Origin of the sequence: Marinobacter nauticus ATCC 49840, from assembly GCF_000284615.1 — a bacterium.
GTDB lineage: Bacteria > Pseudomonadota > Gammaproteobacteria > Pseudomonadales > Oleiphilaceae > Marinobacter > Marinobacter nauticus.
In genome coordinates this window covers 266,450-284,405 of sequence record NC_017067.1, presented here as the reverse complement: position 1 = coordinate 284,405, position 17,956 = coordinate 266,450, and the positions used below count along the sequence as shown (strand labels likewise).

Here is a 17,956-nt window from a genome sequence, read left to right as displayed (position 1 = left end):
TTTTCAACAGGTTCCGGATTACTCCGGCAGGTTTCCCGGCTTCAGGACCGACTCCGTTGGACGCCACTCACGATACTCTGATCAACGTCACCCTGCTGAACATCCTTCTGGTGTGTGCCGTTGTAGTGATACATAACGAAGTCCTGATCCGTTTGAGCGGCCTTCTCGCACGCATGCGTCAAAGCCACCATTTCCGTTTGATTGTGGCGGTGCTCGGCTGCCTGACCGCCCATGCCCTGCAAGTCTGGATCTTCGCCACGGCCTTTTATTTCATGCACCACGCCGAGGGCTGGGGCCAGCTAACAGGTAACTTCAGTGGCACCATGCTGGACTGTGCCTACTTTTCCTTCACCACCTTCACCACGCTGGGCTATGGCGATATCGAGGCCGTCGGCCAACTCCGGCACCTCACCGGCATCGAGGCCCTCACTGGCCTGATGTTGATCACCTGGAGTGCCTCGTTCCTGTTCCTGGAAATGCAGCGCTACTGGCCAACCCGATAGCCACCACGCCTCAGATCCATTTGCAACGGGCCAGGGTGTAATAAAGCAAGGGCACCACGATCACGGTGAACAGGGTCGACATTGCCAGGCCGAACACCAGCGAAATTGCCAGCCCGTTGAAAATGGGGTCGCTCAGGATAAAGTAAGCGCCCACCATGGCCGATATAGCCGTCAGCAGGATAGGCTTGATGCGCACCGCACCCGCCATGACCACCGCCTTATCAAGCGCCATGCCTTCTTCCATTAATTGCTGGATAAATACGACCAGCAGGATGGAATTACGCACAATGATGCCGGCCAGGGCGATCATGCCAATCATGCTGGTGGCGGTGAACTCCTTATCCAGCAGAGCATGGCCCGGCATGATGCCGATCAGGGTCAACGGAATCGGAGCCATGATGATCAGCGGCAGCAAATAGGAGCGGAACTGGGCCACCAGCAGCACAAAGATCATGAAGACACCCACGCTGTACGCGGCGCCCATGTCCCGGAAGGTTTCATAGGTAATCTGCCACTCACCGTCCCACTTCAGAGTACCTTTTTCCGGCAACGGCGGTTGCTGGATAAAGAACTGCTCCGGAGCCTCCGCCTGGTTTTCCAGCAAGTCCACCATGCGGAACATGCCATAGAGGGGCGAGTCGATGTCTCCGGCCATATCGGCCGTGACGTAGGTCACTGGCAGCAGATCCTTATGATAGATGGCCCCCATCCAGTCCGCCTCCCGCACGTCTGCGATGCTGGCCAACGGCACCAGTTCACCACTGCGACTGCGCACCTGTACCGAAAGCAGGGCCGAGGGCTGTGCCTTGTCACCCTCGGCCAGAATCACCCGAATCGGCACTGGGTATTTGGCCTGGTCATCATGCAGATAACTGACACCAGCCCCGCCCAGCGCGGTCTGCAAGGTACTGACCACCAGCGCCTGGGAGACCCCGAGCCGGGCTGCCCGAGCCCTATCTACCACCACTTCCCATTGCCGGGTAGGGGCCTCCAGGGTGGTATCAATATCCACCAGCCCCTCGATACCGTTCATATCGTCAGCAATCAGGGTTGCCAGTTCCGCCCGGCGGAAGGCATCCGCGGCATAGATTTCGGCCACCACCGGCGACAGCACCGGCGGCCCCGGTGGCACCTCAACAATTTTCACCTTGGCACCGTAGCGATCGGCAATGGCTGTCAGCGGGCCACGCAGGCTCTGGGCAATCTGGTGTGATGGCCGCTCTCTGTGCCCGGAGCCGGCCAGGTTTACCTGAATATCGCCCTGATAGGGTTCGCTGCGCAGATAATACTGCCGCACCAGCCCGTTGAAATTGATGGGCGATGCGGTACCGGCATAGGTCTGCCAGTCGGTGACTTCCGGCACCGTTTCCAGATAATGGCCCATATCAGTGAGCACCCGCTGGGTCTGTTCCACCGGCGTGCGCTCAGGCATATCCAGAATCACCTGCAGCTCGGATTTATTGTCGAACGGCAGCATCTTGAGAATGACCGCCAGAAAGACCGGCAAGGACGCTGCCGCCAGCGTCAGCAGCACCACGCCAAGACCCAGAAAACGGCGGCGCCAGGCATGCTCGCCCAGAAACGGTCCCAACACACCGTTGAAGATCTTCATCGCCAGCGGGCTGGCACCCTCGGCGGAACTGGCGGCCTCACCGCCGTCGTCCAGCTCCTGGCCCTTTTTGTGTTTCAGCAAACGGAAGGCCAGCCAGGGGGCGACCACAAAGGCGACGATCTGCGAAACCACCATGCCGGCCGAGGCATTGATGGGAATCGGGCTCATGTAGGGGCCCATCAGGCCAGTCACAAACGCCATGGGCAGCAGCGCGGCCATGATGGTCAGGCTCGCCATAATGGTGGGGGTACCCACCTCATCCACCGCCACCGGGATGATGTCCCTGATCGAACGGCGAGTGTTCTGGATGCGCCGGTTGATGTTCTCGGTGATCACGATGGCGTCATCCACCAGAATCCCGATGGAAAAGATCAGCGCGAACAGCGACACCCGGTTCAGGGTAAAGCCCCAGGCCCAGGAAAACACCAACGTTAGCAGCAGTGTAATCAGTACCGAAATACCGACAATCAGGGCCTGGCGCCAGCCCATGGCCGCCAGCACCAGCAGCATCACCGCCACGGTGGCGGACACCAGATCGGAGATCAGTTTCTGTGCCTTGTCGGAGGCGGTCACCCCGTAATCTCGGGTCACCAGCACTTCAATATCCGGTGGCAGGGCCCGGTTACGAAGTTCATCCAGCCGCCGCTCGATGGCGGTGGTGATATCAATGGCGTTTTCGCCGGGCTTCTTGGCAATCGCCAGCGTCACCGCCGGATACACCTGGCCGGCCACGCCTGCCTTATGCTCCGGGTGGGCCGGGCCGAAACCGACCATCACGCTCTGGTCCGGCACCGTCCCGCCACGGCGCACTTGCGCCACATCATCCATGTAGACGGCCGCCCCATTGTGCATGCCCACCACCAGGGAACGGACATCGTCTACGGATTCCAGCAGCGTTCCGGCCTGTACCGGAATGGAGACGTTGTCGCGGGTTACCCGGGCTTCCTGGCTGGCCGCGTTGCCGGCATTGAGCGCACTCGCGATGTCCTCGGTGGTGAGGCCATAGCCCGCCAACAGCGCCGGATCAAACAGGATGTCCACCCGGTCCGGTACGCTGCCGAGGGTATAGATGTCCCGGGTACCGGGCACGCGCTTGAGGGCCACTTCGAGCATGTGTGCCAGCCGGGTGAGTTCCTCCCCGGAATGGGTGTTGGTGGGATCAAACAGGGTCAGGCTCATCACCGGCACATCATCGATGCCACGGGGCTTGATCAGGGGCTGGGAGGCTCCGAGATCCGGCGGCAGCCAGTCCTGGTTGGAATACACCTGGTTGTAGAGCCGCACCAGTGCTTCCTGTCGGGTGATACCGACCTCGAATTCAACGGTCACCACCGCCTGGCCCTGTCGTGACACGGAGTAAACATGCTCTACGCCCTTGATCTCACTCATCACCTGTTCGGCCGGCGTGGCAATCACACTTTCCACTTCTCGGGCACTGGCTCCCGGCAGCGCCACCATGATGTCGGCCATGGTGACATCAATCTGGGGTTCCTCTTCTTTTGGTGTGACGATCACCGACAGGACACCGAGGATGATCGCCAGAATGGCCAGCAGCGGGGTCAGATGATTGTTCTGAAAGGCCCGGGCAATGACACCGGACGGGCCAACCGGGGGCAATTCCTGACTCATGGCCGCTTACTCCCCGCTTGCCGCTGAGGAACCGGGCATGGCCAGTGTTTCGCTGCCCACCAGAACCCCCGGATTGCTCACTACCTGTTCACCGGCACTGAGCCCCGACAACACCTCCAGCCGCTGACCATCGCGAACGCCGGGCCGAATCTGGCGCAGCCGTGGCTCGCCCTCAGGGTTGGTCACGAACACGGCCCGCAGTTCACTGCGCTGAACCAGGGCAGACGCCGGAATCCACAACGCCTCCCGGCTCGCCACCGGCACACTCACTTTCACCAGCATGCCCGGGAACAAGGCACCATTGGGTTCGTTGAGCTGAAGGCGCAGCCGGAAGGTATGGGTTTGCGGGTTGGCATAGGGATAGAACGTCATATCGCCGGTCTCCAGCACCCGGCCATCGGGCAGGGTCACGGTGGCCTGGCGCTGGCTGCGGGCCACATCGGCGTATTTCTGGGGCAGGTCCACCACCACCCGCAGCTGTTCGAGGGACAGACCACTGAGCAGAGGCTGGCCGGGGCTCACAGATTCACCAAGCTCGACATGCCGTTCGGTGAGAATGCCACCATAGGGGGCGATAATACGGGTGTAGTCCAGCTGCTTTCGGGCTTCAGCCACGGTCGCTTCCGCCCTTTCTACCCGAGCCTGGGCGGCGTTGAGGTTATTGCGGGCCTGGTCAAATTCCTGCCGGGACACCAGGCCCCGTTCATGTATGGCTTCGATTCTTTGATACTGCTGACGGGCATCCTGCAATCCGGAACGGGCTTCCTGCAATCCAGCTTCGGCCTGGTTGAGCCGGGCCTGCTGTTCGCTGTCTTCCAGGCGCACGATCAGATCACCGGCGGCAACGGAATCATCCACATCAAAGGGCAGCTCCACCACCGTACCGCTGGTCTGGGCGGATACGGTACTCTGCTGAACCGCTTCAATAACACCATCAAGATGGGCGGTTTCCTGCAGAGCCGCCCGCGTTACCGCCTGCGTTTCCAAGTCCTCAGCCGCTAAAGCCGAACTGATCAGCATCAGAACCAGCACCCGGATTGCCTGAACGCACTTGCCCATCGCCGTTATTCCTTAAGAGAATTACCTGATAACCAATTGTAGCATTACCCCTGGCCCCCTTCAGTCTAGTTGTTGTCCTTGCGAACCGGGCTTGATCAACAACAAAAAAACCCCGGATGGAGTGACCTCCACCCGGGGCATCAATGTCGCCCGCCGGCTATGAGAAGCGGGCAACCGCCATAATCGTTTTACCACCGGGCCGTAAGCGCTGCGCGCAAGGTGCGCCCCGGCTCATTGACCCGGAACACCCCGCTGTCGGCCAGGTTGTCCTTGCTGACATGGTTCGCCCAGGTATTGTCGAACAGGTTATCCACTGCCCAAGTCAGGCTCAGATTGGCCATGAGCGGATGGGTGCCGGACAGGTTGAATACGCCGTATCCCGGTGAAGTACTGGGGTCCAGTCCGGATTCCAGGTCTACCCGATCCTGGCGACGGGCCAGTTGCCATTCGGCTTCCAGGGTGTGGCCCTGGTAGTGCCAGCCCAGCGTCTGGATAAACTGGATGGGCGGAATCCGCGGCAGCGCCTTGTCGGCATCGCGGTTTTCGCCGCGCACCGAGGCCAGCTTGCTGGTGCTGCTCCAGGTACCGTTGCTCCATCCCAGCATGCCCTCTACGCCGAGCAGGCGGGCGCTGATATTTTCGTAGCGGGTATCCGTGGTGTTGTTGGGATTGCGGATGTCAAAGCGGTAAACATAGTCATCCACCTGGTCCACCCAGACAGCCGGGCGCCAGCTCCACTCTCCCTGGTTGCCGGGCAGGCTGACTTCCAGCTTGTGGTGTTTTTCGGTATCCAGATCCGGATTCCCGATCCAACTGCTTTTCATGGTCTTTCGAGCAACATAGCGCTCATTCACGCTGGGGGAGCGCACGCTGTGGCTGGCCGTAACCTCAAGGGCCTGGACCGGAGAAAAACGCCATTCTCCGGTCAGGAAACCGCTTACGTTGTCATCGTTGGCTTCGGTATCGCTTGCACCATAGGCCGAGGCGTAAAGCCCGGAAGGGGAGAACGTCATCATACCGCCGGCCATCGGAGTAAACGTCTGGTCTGCTCGAGTGGCATCCATTTCCACACGGTCATAACGGATGCCGGCACCGAGGCGGGCGTTGGCGCGGATCTGGTGGAAGGCTTCCACAAACACACCTACCCGGTCTCGCTCAACGCCCGGCCACATCAGAGAGGCCTCGTGGTCGAGATTCATGCCGTTGTACATGGTGGCGTCCCACTCATTGCTTTCCACATCGACACCAAAGGCAATATCTTTGGTGTAGTTGATGGTCTGATCCAGCACCAGTCGGGCGCCCCGGGTACGGGTTTCCGAGTTGGTCTGCATTTTCATGGGCATACCCATATTTACCGGCGGCTCACGCAGGCTGAAGTTATCCATCACGTGATCCACCTCTGCCTGCCATGCCATCAGGTTCCAGCCGCCGCTGGCAACCGGCGCGCCCAGCTCCAGCCGGTACAGGTCGGTATCCGTTGTCGGTGCATCCATACCCCGGCCGGGAAACTTTACATCCCGCTCTTCCTGGCGGCTGACCAGGCCCTTGATGTAAAAGCCATTATCAGCCGTCCAGGCGGCATCCACCCGGCCTTCAGAGTTTTTATAGGCGCTGCGGACTTCGTTACCGTCGCCGTCTTCATAGTCGTCGGCTTCGTCGTAGCCGCCGGCAAGGCGAATGAAGGTATCCTTGCTGCCGGCCGCCACACTGCCGTTAACCAGCTTGCCTTCGCCATTGTCGGCACCGCCGACCGTCAGGTGGCCAGTGGTGCGGTTATCATCAGCAAATTCCGGGGCGGCGGTAGTGGCCACAACCTGGCCGCCGGCAATCGGGCCCCAGCGCAGGGTGCGGTTGCTGGTGCGCACTTCCAGCACCGGCGCCAGCGCTGTGCTCAAACGGCTGGTGGGCGGATCCATCCGGCTCGGACAAGCCCCTTCAACCCGCATGCCGTCGAGCAGCACCTCAACCCGCTCTTCGTTCTGGCCACGGATCACCGGATCAAGACCACGGCCGCCCATGCGTGACAGGGAAACCCCCGCATCCGAGGACAGTCGCTGTACGGGTTCGGTCTGAATGGCCGCGGCAGAGAGCCGGGCGGCTTCGGCAGACTGACCTTCAGTCACCCGGATCAACATCGGGGCATCGGTTTCAGACTGGGCGTTGGCAAGAGGTGCGACAGCATAGCCGGCCATCACAAGGCTGATACAGCGAGCCAGGTGGGTCTTTCTCATCATGGGTTGGCGGTCCTTGGGGCGTTTTGATCAGGTATTTTGCTAATTAGCCGGAATTGTATGCCGCTTCATTTTCATTGGCTTGAGACACAATGCCGCACCCCCTTGGGGGTATCTCCGTCGGTTAGAGCGCGGGGCTTCGCAGCAGATTTACTTGCCAAATACCGCACCCCTGTGGTGCAATCAGTGCCCTTTTTTTGGGCGGTCGCATTTTCCTGCGACTTTCAATACGCGTATTCCGAGGGCATGACACCATGACTGCAAAACTCGACGAAAAGCTCGAACCGATCTTCCAGGACGTTCTTCATCGCAACCCGGGTGAAAAAGAATTCCACCAGGCGGTTCACGAAGTGCTGGAAACCCTGGGGCCCGTATTGGTGAAATACCCGGAGTTCGCGGACAAGAAGATTATCCAGCGCATCTGCGAACCCGAGCGCCAGATCATCTTCCGTGTGCCCTGGCAGGACGACAGTGGTGAAATTCACATCAACCGCGCCTTCCGCGTCGAGTTCAACAGTGCCCTTGGCCCCTATAAAGGTGGCATGCGTTTCCACCCATCGGTGTACCTGGGCATCATCAAGTTCCTGGGCTTCGAACAGATCTTCAAAAACGCCCTGACCGGCCTGCCCATCGGCGGCGGTAAAGGCGGTAGCGACTTCGACCCGAAAGGCAAGTCCGACGACGAAATCATGCGTTTCTGCCAGAGCCTGATGACCGAACTGTACCGTCACTTGGGCGAATACACCGACGTTCCCGCCGGTGACATCGGCGTAGGCGGCCGCGAGATCGGCTACCTGTTCGGCCAGTACAAGCGCATCACCAACCGTTACGAGTCCGGCGTCTTCACCGGCAAGGGCCTGGACTGGGGCGGAAGCCGCGCCCGTACCGAAGCCACCGGTTACGGCACCGTGTTCTTCACCCACGAAATGCTGAAAGCGCGCGGTGACTCGCTGGAAGGCAAGACTGTAGTGGTGTCGGGCTCTGGCAACGTGGCCATCTACGCTATCGAAAAGTGTCACGAACTGGGCGCTAAAGTGATTGCCTGCTCTGACTCCCAGGGCATGATCGTGCATGAGAAAGGCATTGACCTGCAGACCGTCAAGCGCATCAAGGAAGTGGAGCGCCGCCGTATCAGCGCCTACACTGAGTACCACAAGGATGCCAAGTACGTGGAAGACGGCAACATCTGGAGCATTCCGTGTGATGTGGCCCTGCCTTGCGCCACCCAGAACGAGCTCAATGGCAGCGATGCCAAGATGCTGGTGGAAAACGGCTGTATCGCGGTTGCTGAAGGCGCCAACATGCCCACCACGCCGGAAGGCATCATCATCTTCCAGGACGCCAAGATTGCGTACGGCCCGGGCAAGGCCGCTAACGCTGGCGGTGTTGCCACTTCCGCCCTGGAAATGCAGCAGAACGCCAGCCGCGACTCCTGGACTTTCGATTACACCCAGAAGCGCCTTGAGGAAATCATGATCGATATCCACAAGAACTGTTACGAAACTGCCGCCGAATTCGGCGCACAGGGTAACTACGTGCTGGGTGCCAACATCAACGGTTTCATCCGTGTGGCCAAGGCCATGACCGCCATGGGCGTGATCTGATCGCGCCATGACCAGCCAGCAGCCTCACCAGACCGCAGACCGGGTTTCCACCGGGCTGCCCGGTCTGGATGAGGTGCTGGATGGCCTGCGAATCGGCGACAACGTTGTCTGGCGGGTCTCCGATCTGGACGACTACCGCCGATTCGTTCTTCCCTTTCTGGACGCCGCCGCCGACGCCGGCCGACAGATTATCTACCTCCGCTTCGGCGAGCATCCCCCGATCATTAACCGGCACCCAGCGGTGCGCACCATCACCATTGATGCCCTCGGCGGCTTCGAAAGTTTTACCAGCCGAGTCTGGCACCTGATAGAACAGCATGGCCGCGGCGCCTTCTACGTGTGCGACAGCCTGAGTGAGCTACTGAACGCCTGGGCCACCGATGCCATGGTGGGAAATTTTTTCCGGGTGGTGTGTCCCTTCCTGTTCGAGCTGGATACTGTCGCCTGGTTCGCCCTGCACCCGGACCGACACTCCCGGATGACCCTGGACCGGATTCGCCAGACCACCCAGGTGATGATCGATGTGCACCGCCACGGCGAGGATGTGCAGATTCATCCCATCAAGGCCTGGCGCCGCCAGTCGCCGACCATGTTCCTGCCTCATCGGGAACAGGCTGGCCAGTTTCGGCCAATTACCGACAGCAGCGATGCCACCCGCTTACAGGCCTCGCTGGAATCCGAGCACCTGCATCGCCAACCCCTGCTGGATTACTGGGACAGACTGTTTCAGGAAGTCAGCCGGGCCATCTATGAACAGGACCAGGCCTGCATGTCCGATCTGCAGGAGCAGGTTCTGCAGGTTATGATCAGCCGGGACCCCCAGATTCTGGAACTGGCCCGCCGCTACCTGACCCTGGAAGATCTGCTCACCATCCGCAGCCGTCTGGTTGGCAGCGGTTACATTGGCGGCAAGGCCACGGGCATGCTGATCGCCAGAAACATCCTGCTGCAAGACGCCCCGGAACTCTGGCAGCCGAATCTGGAACCCCATGATTCCAGCTACCTGGGCACCGATGCCTACTATGCGTTTCTGGTCCACAATGGCCTGTGGCCGGCCATCATGCGACAACGCTCGCCAGAGGGTTATCTGAGTGAAGCACCCTCCCTGCGCCAGGCCATTCTGACCGGGCAGTTCCCGGCGGAAGTCCGCTCGGAACTGGAGCGCCTGCTCGACCACTACGGCCAATACCCCATCCTGGTGCGCTCATCCAGCCTGCAGGAGGATGGTTTCGGCAACGCCTTTGCCGGCAAATACGACAGCGTCTTCCTGATCAACCAGGGGGCACCGGAACAGCGACTGGCGGAACTGGAAGATGCCATCCGACAGGTCTACGCCTCGTCCATGAGCGAAGACGCTCTGGTGTACCGTAAACAACGGGGGCTGGACCAGCGCGAGGAGCCTATGGCTCTGCTGATCCAGCGGGTGAATGGCCGTTTCCATGGCCGCTACTACCTGCCGGATGCGGCCGGCGTTGGGGTATCCAGAAACACCTTTGCCTGGGACAGCAACATGGACCCGAAAGCGGGCATGGTGCGCCTGGTTATGGGGTTGGGCACCCGGGCCGTGGATCGAATTGAAGGCGACCACGCCTGCGTGATGGCGCTGGACCATCCTGGCCGGCAACCATTCCGCAATCCGGACGAACACTACCGGTTCTCCCAGCATCTGGTGGATCTGCTCGACCTGCAGGAAGGCCATCTGGAAACCCGGCCCCTGAGCCAGTTACTGGAAACCGTTAGCGACCTGCCCATGGCGCACATGGGCGAGATCGACCGGGCCGCCAGTGCTCGGGCGGAACAGATTGGCCTGCCAGGGCCAGTGTGGCGGCTCACCTTCCGGCCGCTGGTTCAGGCCAGCTCGTTTATTCAGCGGCTGTCGTCCTTGTTATCGACCCTGGAGGCCGGCTATCAGCATCCCGTGGATGTCGAGTTCACCCTGCACCTGGATGAGCACGGCGAACCGGCCTTCAACCTGGTGCAGTGCCGGCCACTGGCCACCATTGGCGAAACCGGCCCAGTCACACTGCCGGAACACCTGCCAGCAGAGCGGGAGATTTTCCGCACCCAGGGCCATTTCATGGGCGGCAACATCAATCTGGCGATCGAGCGGGTCATCCGTGTAGATGCAGCTGTTTACGCCAGTCTGAATACCAACCAGCGTTACGAAGTCGCCCGCCGTGTCGGCGAGATCGTGCGGGAATCCAGCAAAAGCACCCTGCTGATCGGCCCCGGCCGCTGGGGCACCAGCAGCCCGGAACTGGGCGTACCGGTCAGGTTTGCCGATATCGCCGGGGTCAGTGCTTTGGTGGAGGTATCCGAAAACGCCGGCGACATGGTGCCGGATCTGTCCTATGGCTCTCATTTCTTTCAGGATCTGGTGGAAACCGGTATTGCCTATGTGGCGCTGTTTCCGGAATCCGGGCAGTGCCATTACCAGCCTGACCATCTGCCCGGAGAAATCTCCCAGCCCGATAACGCCAGTGACATTGAACGCGCCATCAGGATGTATGTCATGAATCAGTCACCTATTCAGCTGGCCGGCGATGTGGTTCGCCAGGAACTGGTGTGCTACCGGCCGGTTGACCCGAAGCAATAGCCAGAGGTTTTTCGCGCCGATATCGACTACACGCTGGTAGAATGCCCCCATGGAATGGCTGACACACTCACAGACCGGTTTTCGGCAGGCCGCCCGTTACCTTCTGGGCATGCGGCTGGCCATCATTGTCACCTTGCTGGTGGCCGTTGCGGTTGCCGAAACCACCATCACCCTTGCCCATCGGGCCGAGGCCCTGCTGCTGTGCCTGCTGTACGGTGTTCTGGCCACGCTCGGGTGGTTGTGGTTCAGCCGGCGCCCGCCCGCCTCTGCGTTTTTTGTCAGCCTTACGCTCGCGGCCGATCTTGTGCTTATCGGGTTCTGGCTTTACCTCACCGGGGGTTACACCAACCCTCTGGTCTCACTCCTGCTGCTGCCGATTGCGGTCGCCATCATCCTGGTGCCCGGGCGCCAGGGTATCGTCCTGACGGTATCCGGTATTCTGGTGTACACCGCCCTGGTGCTCTGGCATACGCCCGCTATTGAACACCAGCACCACGGCAGCGACCTGGCCCAGCTGCACCTGGTGGGCATGTGGGTAACCTTTGCCCTGACCGCCGCCATTCTGCTGCTGGTGGTGGGCACCCTGGCCCGCCAGCTGAGAGCACAGCAGTCCCAGCTTGGGCAGTTCCGGGAAAACCGGCTTCGGGACGAGCAGATAATTTCCCTGGGCCTGTCGGCCGCTGCCGTCGCCCATCGGCTTGGAACACCTCTGAACACCATGACGCTGTTGCTGGATGAAATTCGTTCTGCCACCGCGGGGCAGGGCGACGAACATCTGGAAGAGGACCTGGGCATGATGCAGCAACAGCTGGCACTGTGCAGCGGGCATCTGCAACAGCTGACCCAGGCCGCCATCGAAGCCCGCAACGCAAAACTGGAAAACCTGGCGGTATCCACCTGGCTGAAACGGCTTCGGGAGTCTGCAACCTTGCTCTGGCCCGCCGGGCCGATACGCTGGGCAGACGAGTGTCCTGAGGCAACGGTCGCGGTAGATGCCACCCTCGATCAGGCGGTGCTGAACCTGCTCGCCAACGCCCTGACCGCCAGCCCCGAATGGGTCGCCGTCAGTTGCCAGAGGGCCGACAATGCACGGGTCGAGATCATCGTCGAAGACCACGGCGATGGTCTGGAAAGTGCCTTTGCCGGTGCGCCGGGCGAAGACGTGGTGGATTCCCGCAACGGCCTGGGTGTGGGGCTGTTTCTGTCCAACGCCACCATACAGCGACTGGGCGGCCACCTTCGTGCCCGGGTGAGCGATCAGGGCACCACCATGGTGATCGACCTTCCGATGTCTGGCGCACCTTCTACGGGAGTTATCTGAACATGACAGACGGCGAATGCTGGTTGCTGATTGATGACGATGAGAGCTTTCTGCAGGTACTAAGCCGCTCTCTTGCACGACAGGGCGTGGAAAGCGCGACGGCCAGTAACCGGGCGGATGCGCTCCAGGCCCTTGGCGAGAAGCGTTTTAAACGCTGCGTGCTGGATCTGAATCTGGCGGGTGAGAGCGGCCTGCAATTACTGCCAGAACTGCTACAGGTTGATGACAATCTGGAGGTCCTGGTGTTGACCGGTTACGGCAGTATCGCCACGGCGGTTGAGGCTATGCGCCGTGGCGCCATGAACTACCTGTGCAAACCGGTCACCGTAGGCCAGCTGATTCACGGTTTTGAGCCCATTGAAGGCGCCCCTGAACTGCGCCAGGAACCGCCGTCGGTGGAGGAAATGGAGTGGGAGCATATCCAGCGGGTGTTAAATGAGCATGAAGGCAACATATCAGCAACCGCCCGGGCCCTGAACATGCACCGGCGTACACTCCAGCGCAAACTGCAGAAGCATTCCCGCTGGCGGCAATAGTGCCTCGATTGTCATCGAACCGTAAAAAGTTGTTACGAATTGACGATGATCAATTCTCTGAAACCAAGGTCGAATGCCTTCCAGCCCCGGATGAGGTAGCATCCCTCGCACCTCTCATTGCAATATACGGATAACAGGTACACGAAAAATGCGGAGGTTGCGGGTCGCCATCATTGCCATACCCGCGAACAGTTCTCACATGGAGAGGAGGAAGCCGAAAGCCACCGTTAACCGGAACACCTGATCTATGCCCAACACCCCGGACACTCCCCAGCCTGCCACGGATATCGACCCGAAACGACTGGCGCTGGTGGCCACCGCCACCCGCAACATGGCACTGATTCTGGACGCCGGTGGCTGCATCGAGTGGGTCAATCAGGCGTTTGAGAAGCACACTGGCTACTCGCTGAATTCGGTGCGCGGGAAACTGCCGAATCAGGTTCTGGCTGGCCCGGATACGGATCTGGAGACCGTCAGCCGGATACACCGCCACCTGTTCCGGGGCGAGGCGTTTGAAGAAGACATCCTGCACTACACCGCCAACGGCGAACCTTACTGGGTACACACCTACTGCACACCCGTCGATGGAGAGGACGGCATTGAACCCGGCTTTGTGGTAATCCAGACCAACATCTCCGACCGGAAAAACAGCGAACGCGGCCTGCGCATCGCTGCCAGCGTCTTTGATCGCAGCCACGAGGCGATTGTCATCACCGATCACCTCAACCACATTATCGATGTAAACCCAGCGTTTTCCCGGATTACCGGCTACAGCCGTCAGGAAGTACTCGGCCTCAACCCTTCCATTCTGAGCTCTGGCCGCCATTCCCGGGAATACTACCGTTCCATGTGGCAGTCCATCGAAAAAACCGATCACTGGCGCGGAGAGGTGTGGAATCGCCGAAAAAACGGTGAGGAATATGTGGAACTGCTATCCATCAGCCGGGTGCACCTGGAAGAACCCGGCAAACATTATTATGTGGCGGCGTTCTCCGATATCACTGCCCTGAAGAATCACGCCAAAGAGCTCGACCGGGCCGCGAATTACGACGACCTCACCGGCCTGCCCAACCGCCAGCTTCTGGAAGAGCGGTTGCGATCCGCCAGGGCGCACGCGGACCGGCAGAAACGCTCACTCGCCATCTGCTATCTTGACCTGGACGGATTCAAGGGTATCAACGATGAACTCGGCCACGATTTCGGCGACGAGGCCCTCCGCATGGTGGCGGAACGGCTCACCCGAAGTCTCCGCAGCGGAGATACCGTCGCCCGAATCGGCGGCGATGAATTTGTTCTGCTGATTCAGAGCGATCATTCCGAGCCGCTGTATCAGCGTATCCTGAGCTCGGTCAGTGAGCCTTTCGACATGGCGGGTAAAGCGGTAAATCTGACCGCCAGCCTCGGCGTCACCCTGTACCCGGAGGATGATACCGACGCCGAAGGCCTGATCCGCCATGCCGACCAGGCCATGTATGCTGCCAAAGAGAAAGGCCGCAACCAGTTTTATATTTTTGATCCAGGCCAATATGCCTTCCGCAAGGAACGTCGGAACCTGCTGATGGAGATTTCCCGAGCCCTAGAGAACGAGGAATTCGAACTCTACTTCCAGCCACAACTGCGCATGGCCGACTGTCAGGTGATTGCCTTTGAGGCCCTGATTCGCTGGAACCACCCCGAAAAAGGACTGATTACCCCCGATGCCTTTCTGCCGGCGGTGGCCAACAGTCACCTGGAGATCCCCCTGGGCCAATGGGTGCTGAAAGAGGCGATTCACCAGATGAACCGATGGCGGGAAGCCGGCGAAGCTCTGGGAGTCAGCATCAATATCAGCGCGCCCCACCTGATGGACCGGAAGTTTGCGGACTACCTGGAAGGCTATCTGCAAAGCCATCCGGAAGTGAGCCCCGGGCAAATCACTCTGGAAGTGCTGGAATCCACGGCGCTGGAGGACACCAAGCGCGCCAGCAATGTGCTGGCGCGCTGCCAGTCTCTGGGCCTGCAGGTGGCACTGGATGACTTTGGCACCGGGTTTTCATCGCTAACCTACCTGCGCACCCTGCCGGTGGATGTCATCAAGATTGATCAGAGCTTTGTCCGCAACATGCTCACCGACGCCAATGACCGCGCTATCGTTGAAAGCGTGATCTTCCTGGCTCAGCGCTTTGACCATCCTGTGCTGGCGGAAGGCGTGGAGACCATGGATCATGCCGCCGCATTGCGGGACATGGGCTGCAATCTGGTTCAGGGCTACGGCATCGCCCGCCCGATGCCATCCGGAGAGGTACTGGAGTGGCTGCAAAACTGGCGCCGTCAGGTCGAATCCAGAAAGGAAATCCAGCAACTGCAGGCGGCTTCCGAACAGGGCGAGGGCATCTGAACAGCACGCTTACCGGTAGCGGCTCTGATCCAGCGTACTGAGCCGGTCCGGATGGAATACCATCAGGCCAGTGACAAAGGTGCCGTTGATGAAACCCTCCGGAATCATGAACAGCGGCAGATACCTCAGATACTCATGCACCAGTTCATCAAAACTGTAGGTACCGCTGCTCCATAGCATCAGGCACATCACCATGCCCGCCGCGGCAACCGACAGACCGGCTCCAAAAAAACCACAGAAGAAGATGTAAGCGAAGAAGTTACGGAAATTGCGCCGCCGTTCCCACAACATGATGCCATGGCTGACCAGGGCTGGCACCATCACCGTAATCAGGCCGTTAGCGGCAAACATCAGTAGCGGCTCGCGCCCGGTGATGACGGTGATCACCAGGGCCAGCAGGCCCGCCAGCACGGCCAGAGCCCAACCCAGCATCAGGGTAATCACCGTGATGCCAAAGATGTGAATCGCCAATCCTGGTGAAATACCTGCCCGTAACTGCCAGACAAAACCCAGAATCACCGCAGCACCAAAAAACGAATGCTGCAGGGCGTTATCCTTGCGCAAGGCGGACCAGTCGACAGAACGCACCGCTTTCAACAGGATCACCGCAAACAACACGGCGGTGATCAGCCATTGACTGGTGGAGAGCAGGTTGTCGGTCATTCCCATGGCGTTTTACCGGTGCGGGTGCGATTGGAAATAGGGGGCAGTGTCTACACATACCCCATACACCGTCAATGGGATCACACCGTTCAGGTCAAGCCGCCAACGCCGCCCGGTCCGTGAGCGCTTGCCAGGCTTCATAAGTGCTCAGGAAAATGCGTCCGCCCAGGTGTTCCAGCAACTCCGTGCCTTTGAGCCGGTCCATGACCGGGCCCTTGATTTCCGAGAAATGCAGACGCACCCCGGCGTCGCGCAGCCGTTCGTTAATCGCTTCCAGGCTTTCCAGGGCTGAGGCATCAATCAGGTTCACCGCCGGGCACACCAGCACCAGATCGGTCAGCTCCGGCTCCCGGGTAACCAGATCCATCACGGTTTCTTCAAGGAAACGGGCATTGGCGAAATACAGGCTTTCATCCACCCGCAGGAAGGTAACCTTGGGGCAAAGTTCCACCTCATGGCGCAACACGTTGCGGAAATGCTCGGTGCCCGGCACCCGGCCCACCACCGCACTGTGGGGGCGACTGGTGCGGTACAGGAACAGACCGATCGATAACGCCACCCCGGCAATGATACCGGCCTCGACACTGTGAGCGAGCGTGAGCAGGATGGTCGCCAGCATGGCCCCGAAATCGGTACGGGAATAGCGGAAGGTGCGGCCCAGGGCAGGCAGATCAATCAGGGTGATCACCGCCACAATAATGGTCGCCGCCAGCGTCGCCTGGGGCAGCCAGGCTATCGCCGGCGTGAGGAACAGAGTCGCCAGGGCAATGCCCACCGCCGTGTAGGCACCGGCGGCCGGTGTTTCTGCGCCGGCATCGAAGTTCACCACCGAACGGGAAAAGCCACCGGTAACCGGCATACCGCCCGACAGGCCGGACCCCAGGTTGGCGGTCCCCAGACCAATCAGCTCCTGGTCCGGGTCAATGCGCTGGCGCCGTTTGGCCGCCAGGGTCTGACCCACGGAAACCGATTCCACGAAACCCACCACACTGATCAGCAAGGCGCTGACCGCCAGTTGGGACCACAGGCCAAGATCCAGACTGGGCATGGTGAAGGCAGGCAATCCTGACGGTACCTCACCGACCAGTCGCACGCCCTGCTCATCAAGCCGCAATACCCAGGCAACCAGAGTCGTGATCAGCACCGCCAGAATGGGCGCGGTCTTGGTCAGGATATCGGCCGCCCGGGGCGCCAGGCCAAATCGATGCAGTACCGGTTTAAGGTACCGGCGAGACCACAACAGAAACAGCAGGGCCCCGACCCCGATCAACAGCGTGGGCACGTTGGTATTGCCCAGGGAAACCAGTAACGAGTGACCAATATCCAGCAAGTTGTGGCCATTGGCCTGGATACCGAACAGGTGCTTGAGCTGGCTAGCGGCAATGACAATGCCCGAGGCGGTAATAAACCCGGATATCACCGGATGGCTCAGGAAATTGGCCAGGAATCCCAGCCTCAGCACCCCCATCAGGGTCAGCATCAGGCCAGACATCACCGCCAGCAAAATAGCTCCGGCCAGATATTCAGCAGTGCCCGCCTCGGCCAGTGGCGCCAGAGCAGCCGCCGTCATCAGCGAGGCCACCGCCACCGGGCCAACAGAGAGGGTGCGACTGGTTCCGAATACCGCATAGACCACCAGTGGCAGGATACTGGCGTACAACCCGACCTGCGCCGGGAGGCCTGCCAGCAGAGCGTAGGCCAGGGACTGCGGAATCAGCATAACGGTGACAATGACGGCAGCCACCAGATCACTGGTGGCCTGGTCACGACCGTAGGATGGCGCCCATTGCAGAATGGGCAGATAGCGTTTCAGATTCATGCGCGG

11 protein-coding genes are annotated in these 17,956 nt (G+C 60.3%); 6 read left to right on the top strand and 5 right to left on the bottom strand.

Annotated features, from left to right (window positions below; translation table 11 throughout):
* The first annotated feature begins 56 nt into the window (after positions 1–56).
* The gene (locus tag MARHY_RS01220; protein ID WP_014420223.1) at positions 57–503 is read left to right on the top strand and encodes a potassium channel family protein; all 447 of its coding nucleotides are present in this window, start codon (positions 57–59) and stop codon (positions 501–503) included.
* Between the two features lie 10 nt (positions 504–513).
* On the opposite strand, the gene MARHY_RS01215 is transcribed toward MARHY_RS01220, so the two are convergent.
* The 3 genes from MARHY_RS01215 to MARHY_RS01205 form a co-directional block, all read right to left on the bottom strand.
* Positions 514–3,744: an efflux RND transporter permease subunit gene (locus MARHY_RS01215; RefSeq protein WP_014420222.1), complete on the bottom strand. Its 3,231-nt coding sequence runs from the start codon at positions 3,742–3,744 to the stop codon at positions 514–516.
* 6 nt (positions 3,745–3,750) lie between these two features.
* On the bottom strand, positions 3,751–4,803 hold the full coding sequence (locus MARHY_RS01210; protein ID WP_014420221.1) for an efflux RND transporter periplasmic adaptor subunit: 1,053 nt from the start codon (positions 4,801–4,803) through the stop codon (positions 3,751–3,753).
* Between the two features lie 188 nt (positions 4,804–4,991).
* A complete protein-coding gene (locus MARHY_RS01205) occupies positions 4,992–7,037 on the bottom strand; it encodes a TonB-dependent receptor domain-containing protein (protein WP_014420220.1) in 2,046 nt (681 codons plus the stop codon).
* A 251-nt stretch (positions 7,038–7,288) separates the two neighbouring features.
* On the opposite strand from MARHY_RS01205, the gene gdhA reads away from it, so the two are divergent.
* From gdhA to MARHY_RS01180, 5 genes are all read left to right on the top strand, one after another.
* A complete protein-coding gene (gene gdhA / locus MARHY_RS01200; RefSeq protein WP_041654459.1) occupies positions 7,289–8,638 on the top strand; it encodes an NADP-specific glutamate dehydrogenase in 1,350 nt (449 codons plus the stop codon).
* A gap of 7 nt (positions 8,639–8,645) precedes the next feature.
* Positions 8,646–11,234, top strand: a complete 2,589-nt coding sequence (locus MARHY_RS01195; protein WP_014420218.1) for a PEP/pyruvate-binding domain-containing protein — start codon at positions 8,646–8,648, stop codon at positions 11,232–11,234.
* A gap of 49 nt (positions 11,235–11,283) precedes the next feature.
* Positions 11,284–12,555, top strand: a complete 1,272-nt coding sequence (locus MARHY_RS01190; protein WP_014420217.1) for a sensor histidine kinase — start codon at positions 11,284–11,286, stop codon at positions 12,553–12,555.
* Positions 12,556–12,557: 2 nt separating this feature from the next.
* Positions 12,558–13,091: a response regulator transcription factor gene (locus MARHY_RS01185; protein WP_014420216.1), complete on the top strand. Its 534-nt coding sequence runs from the start codon at positions 12,558–12,560 to the stop codon at positions 13,089–13,091.
* A gap of 247 nt (positions 13,092–13,338) precedes the next feature.
* On the top strand, positions 13,339–15,468 hold the full coding sequence (locus tag MARHY_RS01180) for a putative bifunctional diguanylate cyclase/phosphodiesterase (protein WP_014420214.1): 2,130 nt from the start codon (positions 13,339–13,341) through the stop codon (positions 15,466–15,468).
* A gap of 9 nt (positions 15,469–15,477) precedes the next feature.
* On the opposite strand, the gene MARHY_RS01175 is transcribed toward MARHY_RS01180, so the two are convergent.
* The gene (locus MARHY_RS01175) at positions 15,478–16,137 is read right to left on the bottom strand and encodes an energy-coupling factor ABC transporter permease (RefSeq protein WP_014420213.1); all 660 of its coding nucleotides are present in this window, start codon (positions 16,135–16,137) and stop codon (positions 15,478–15,480) included.
* An 88-nt stretch (positions 16,138–16,225) separates the two neighbouring features.
* Positions 16,226–17,950, bottom strand: coding sequence for a SulP family inorganic anion transporter (locus MARHY_RS01170; protein WP_014420212.1), 1,725 nt, complete (start codon positions 17,948–17,950; stop codon positions 16,226–16,228).
* Positions 17,951–17,956: the final 6 nt, after the last annotated feature.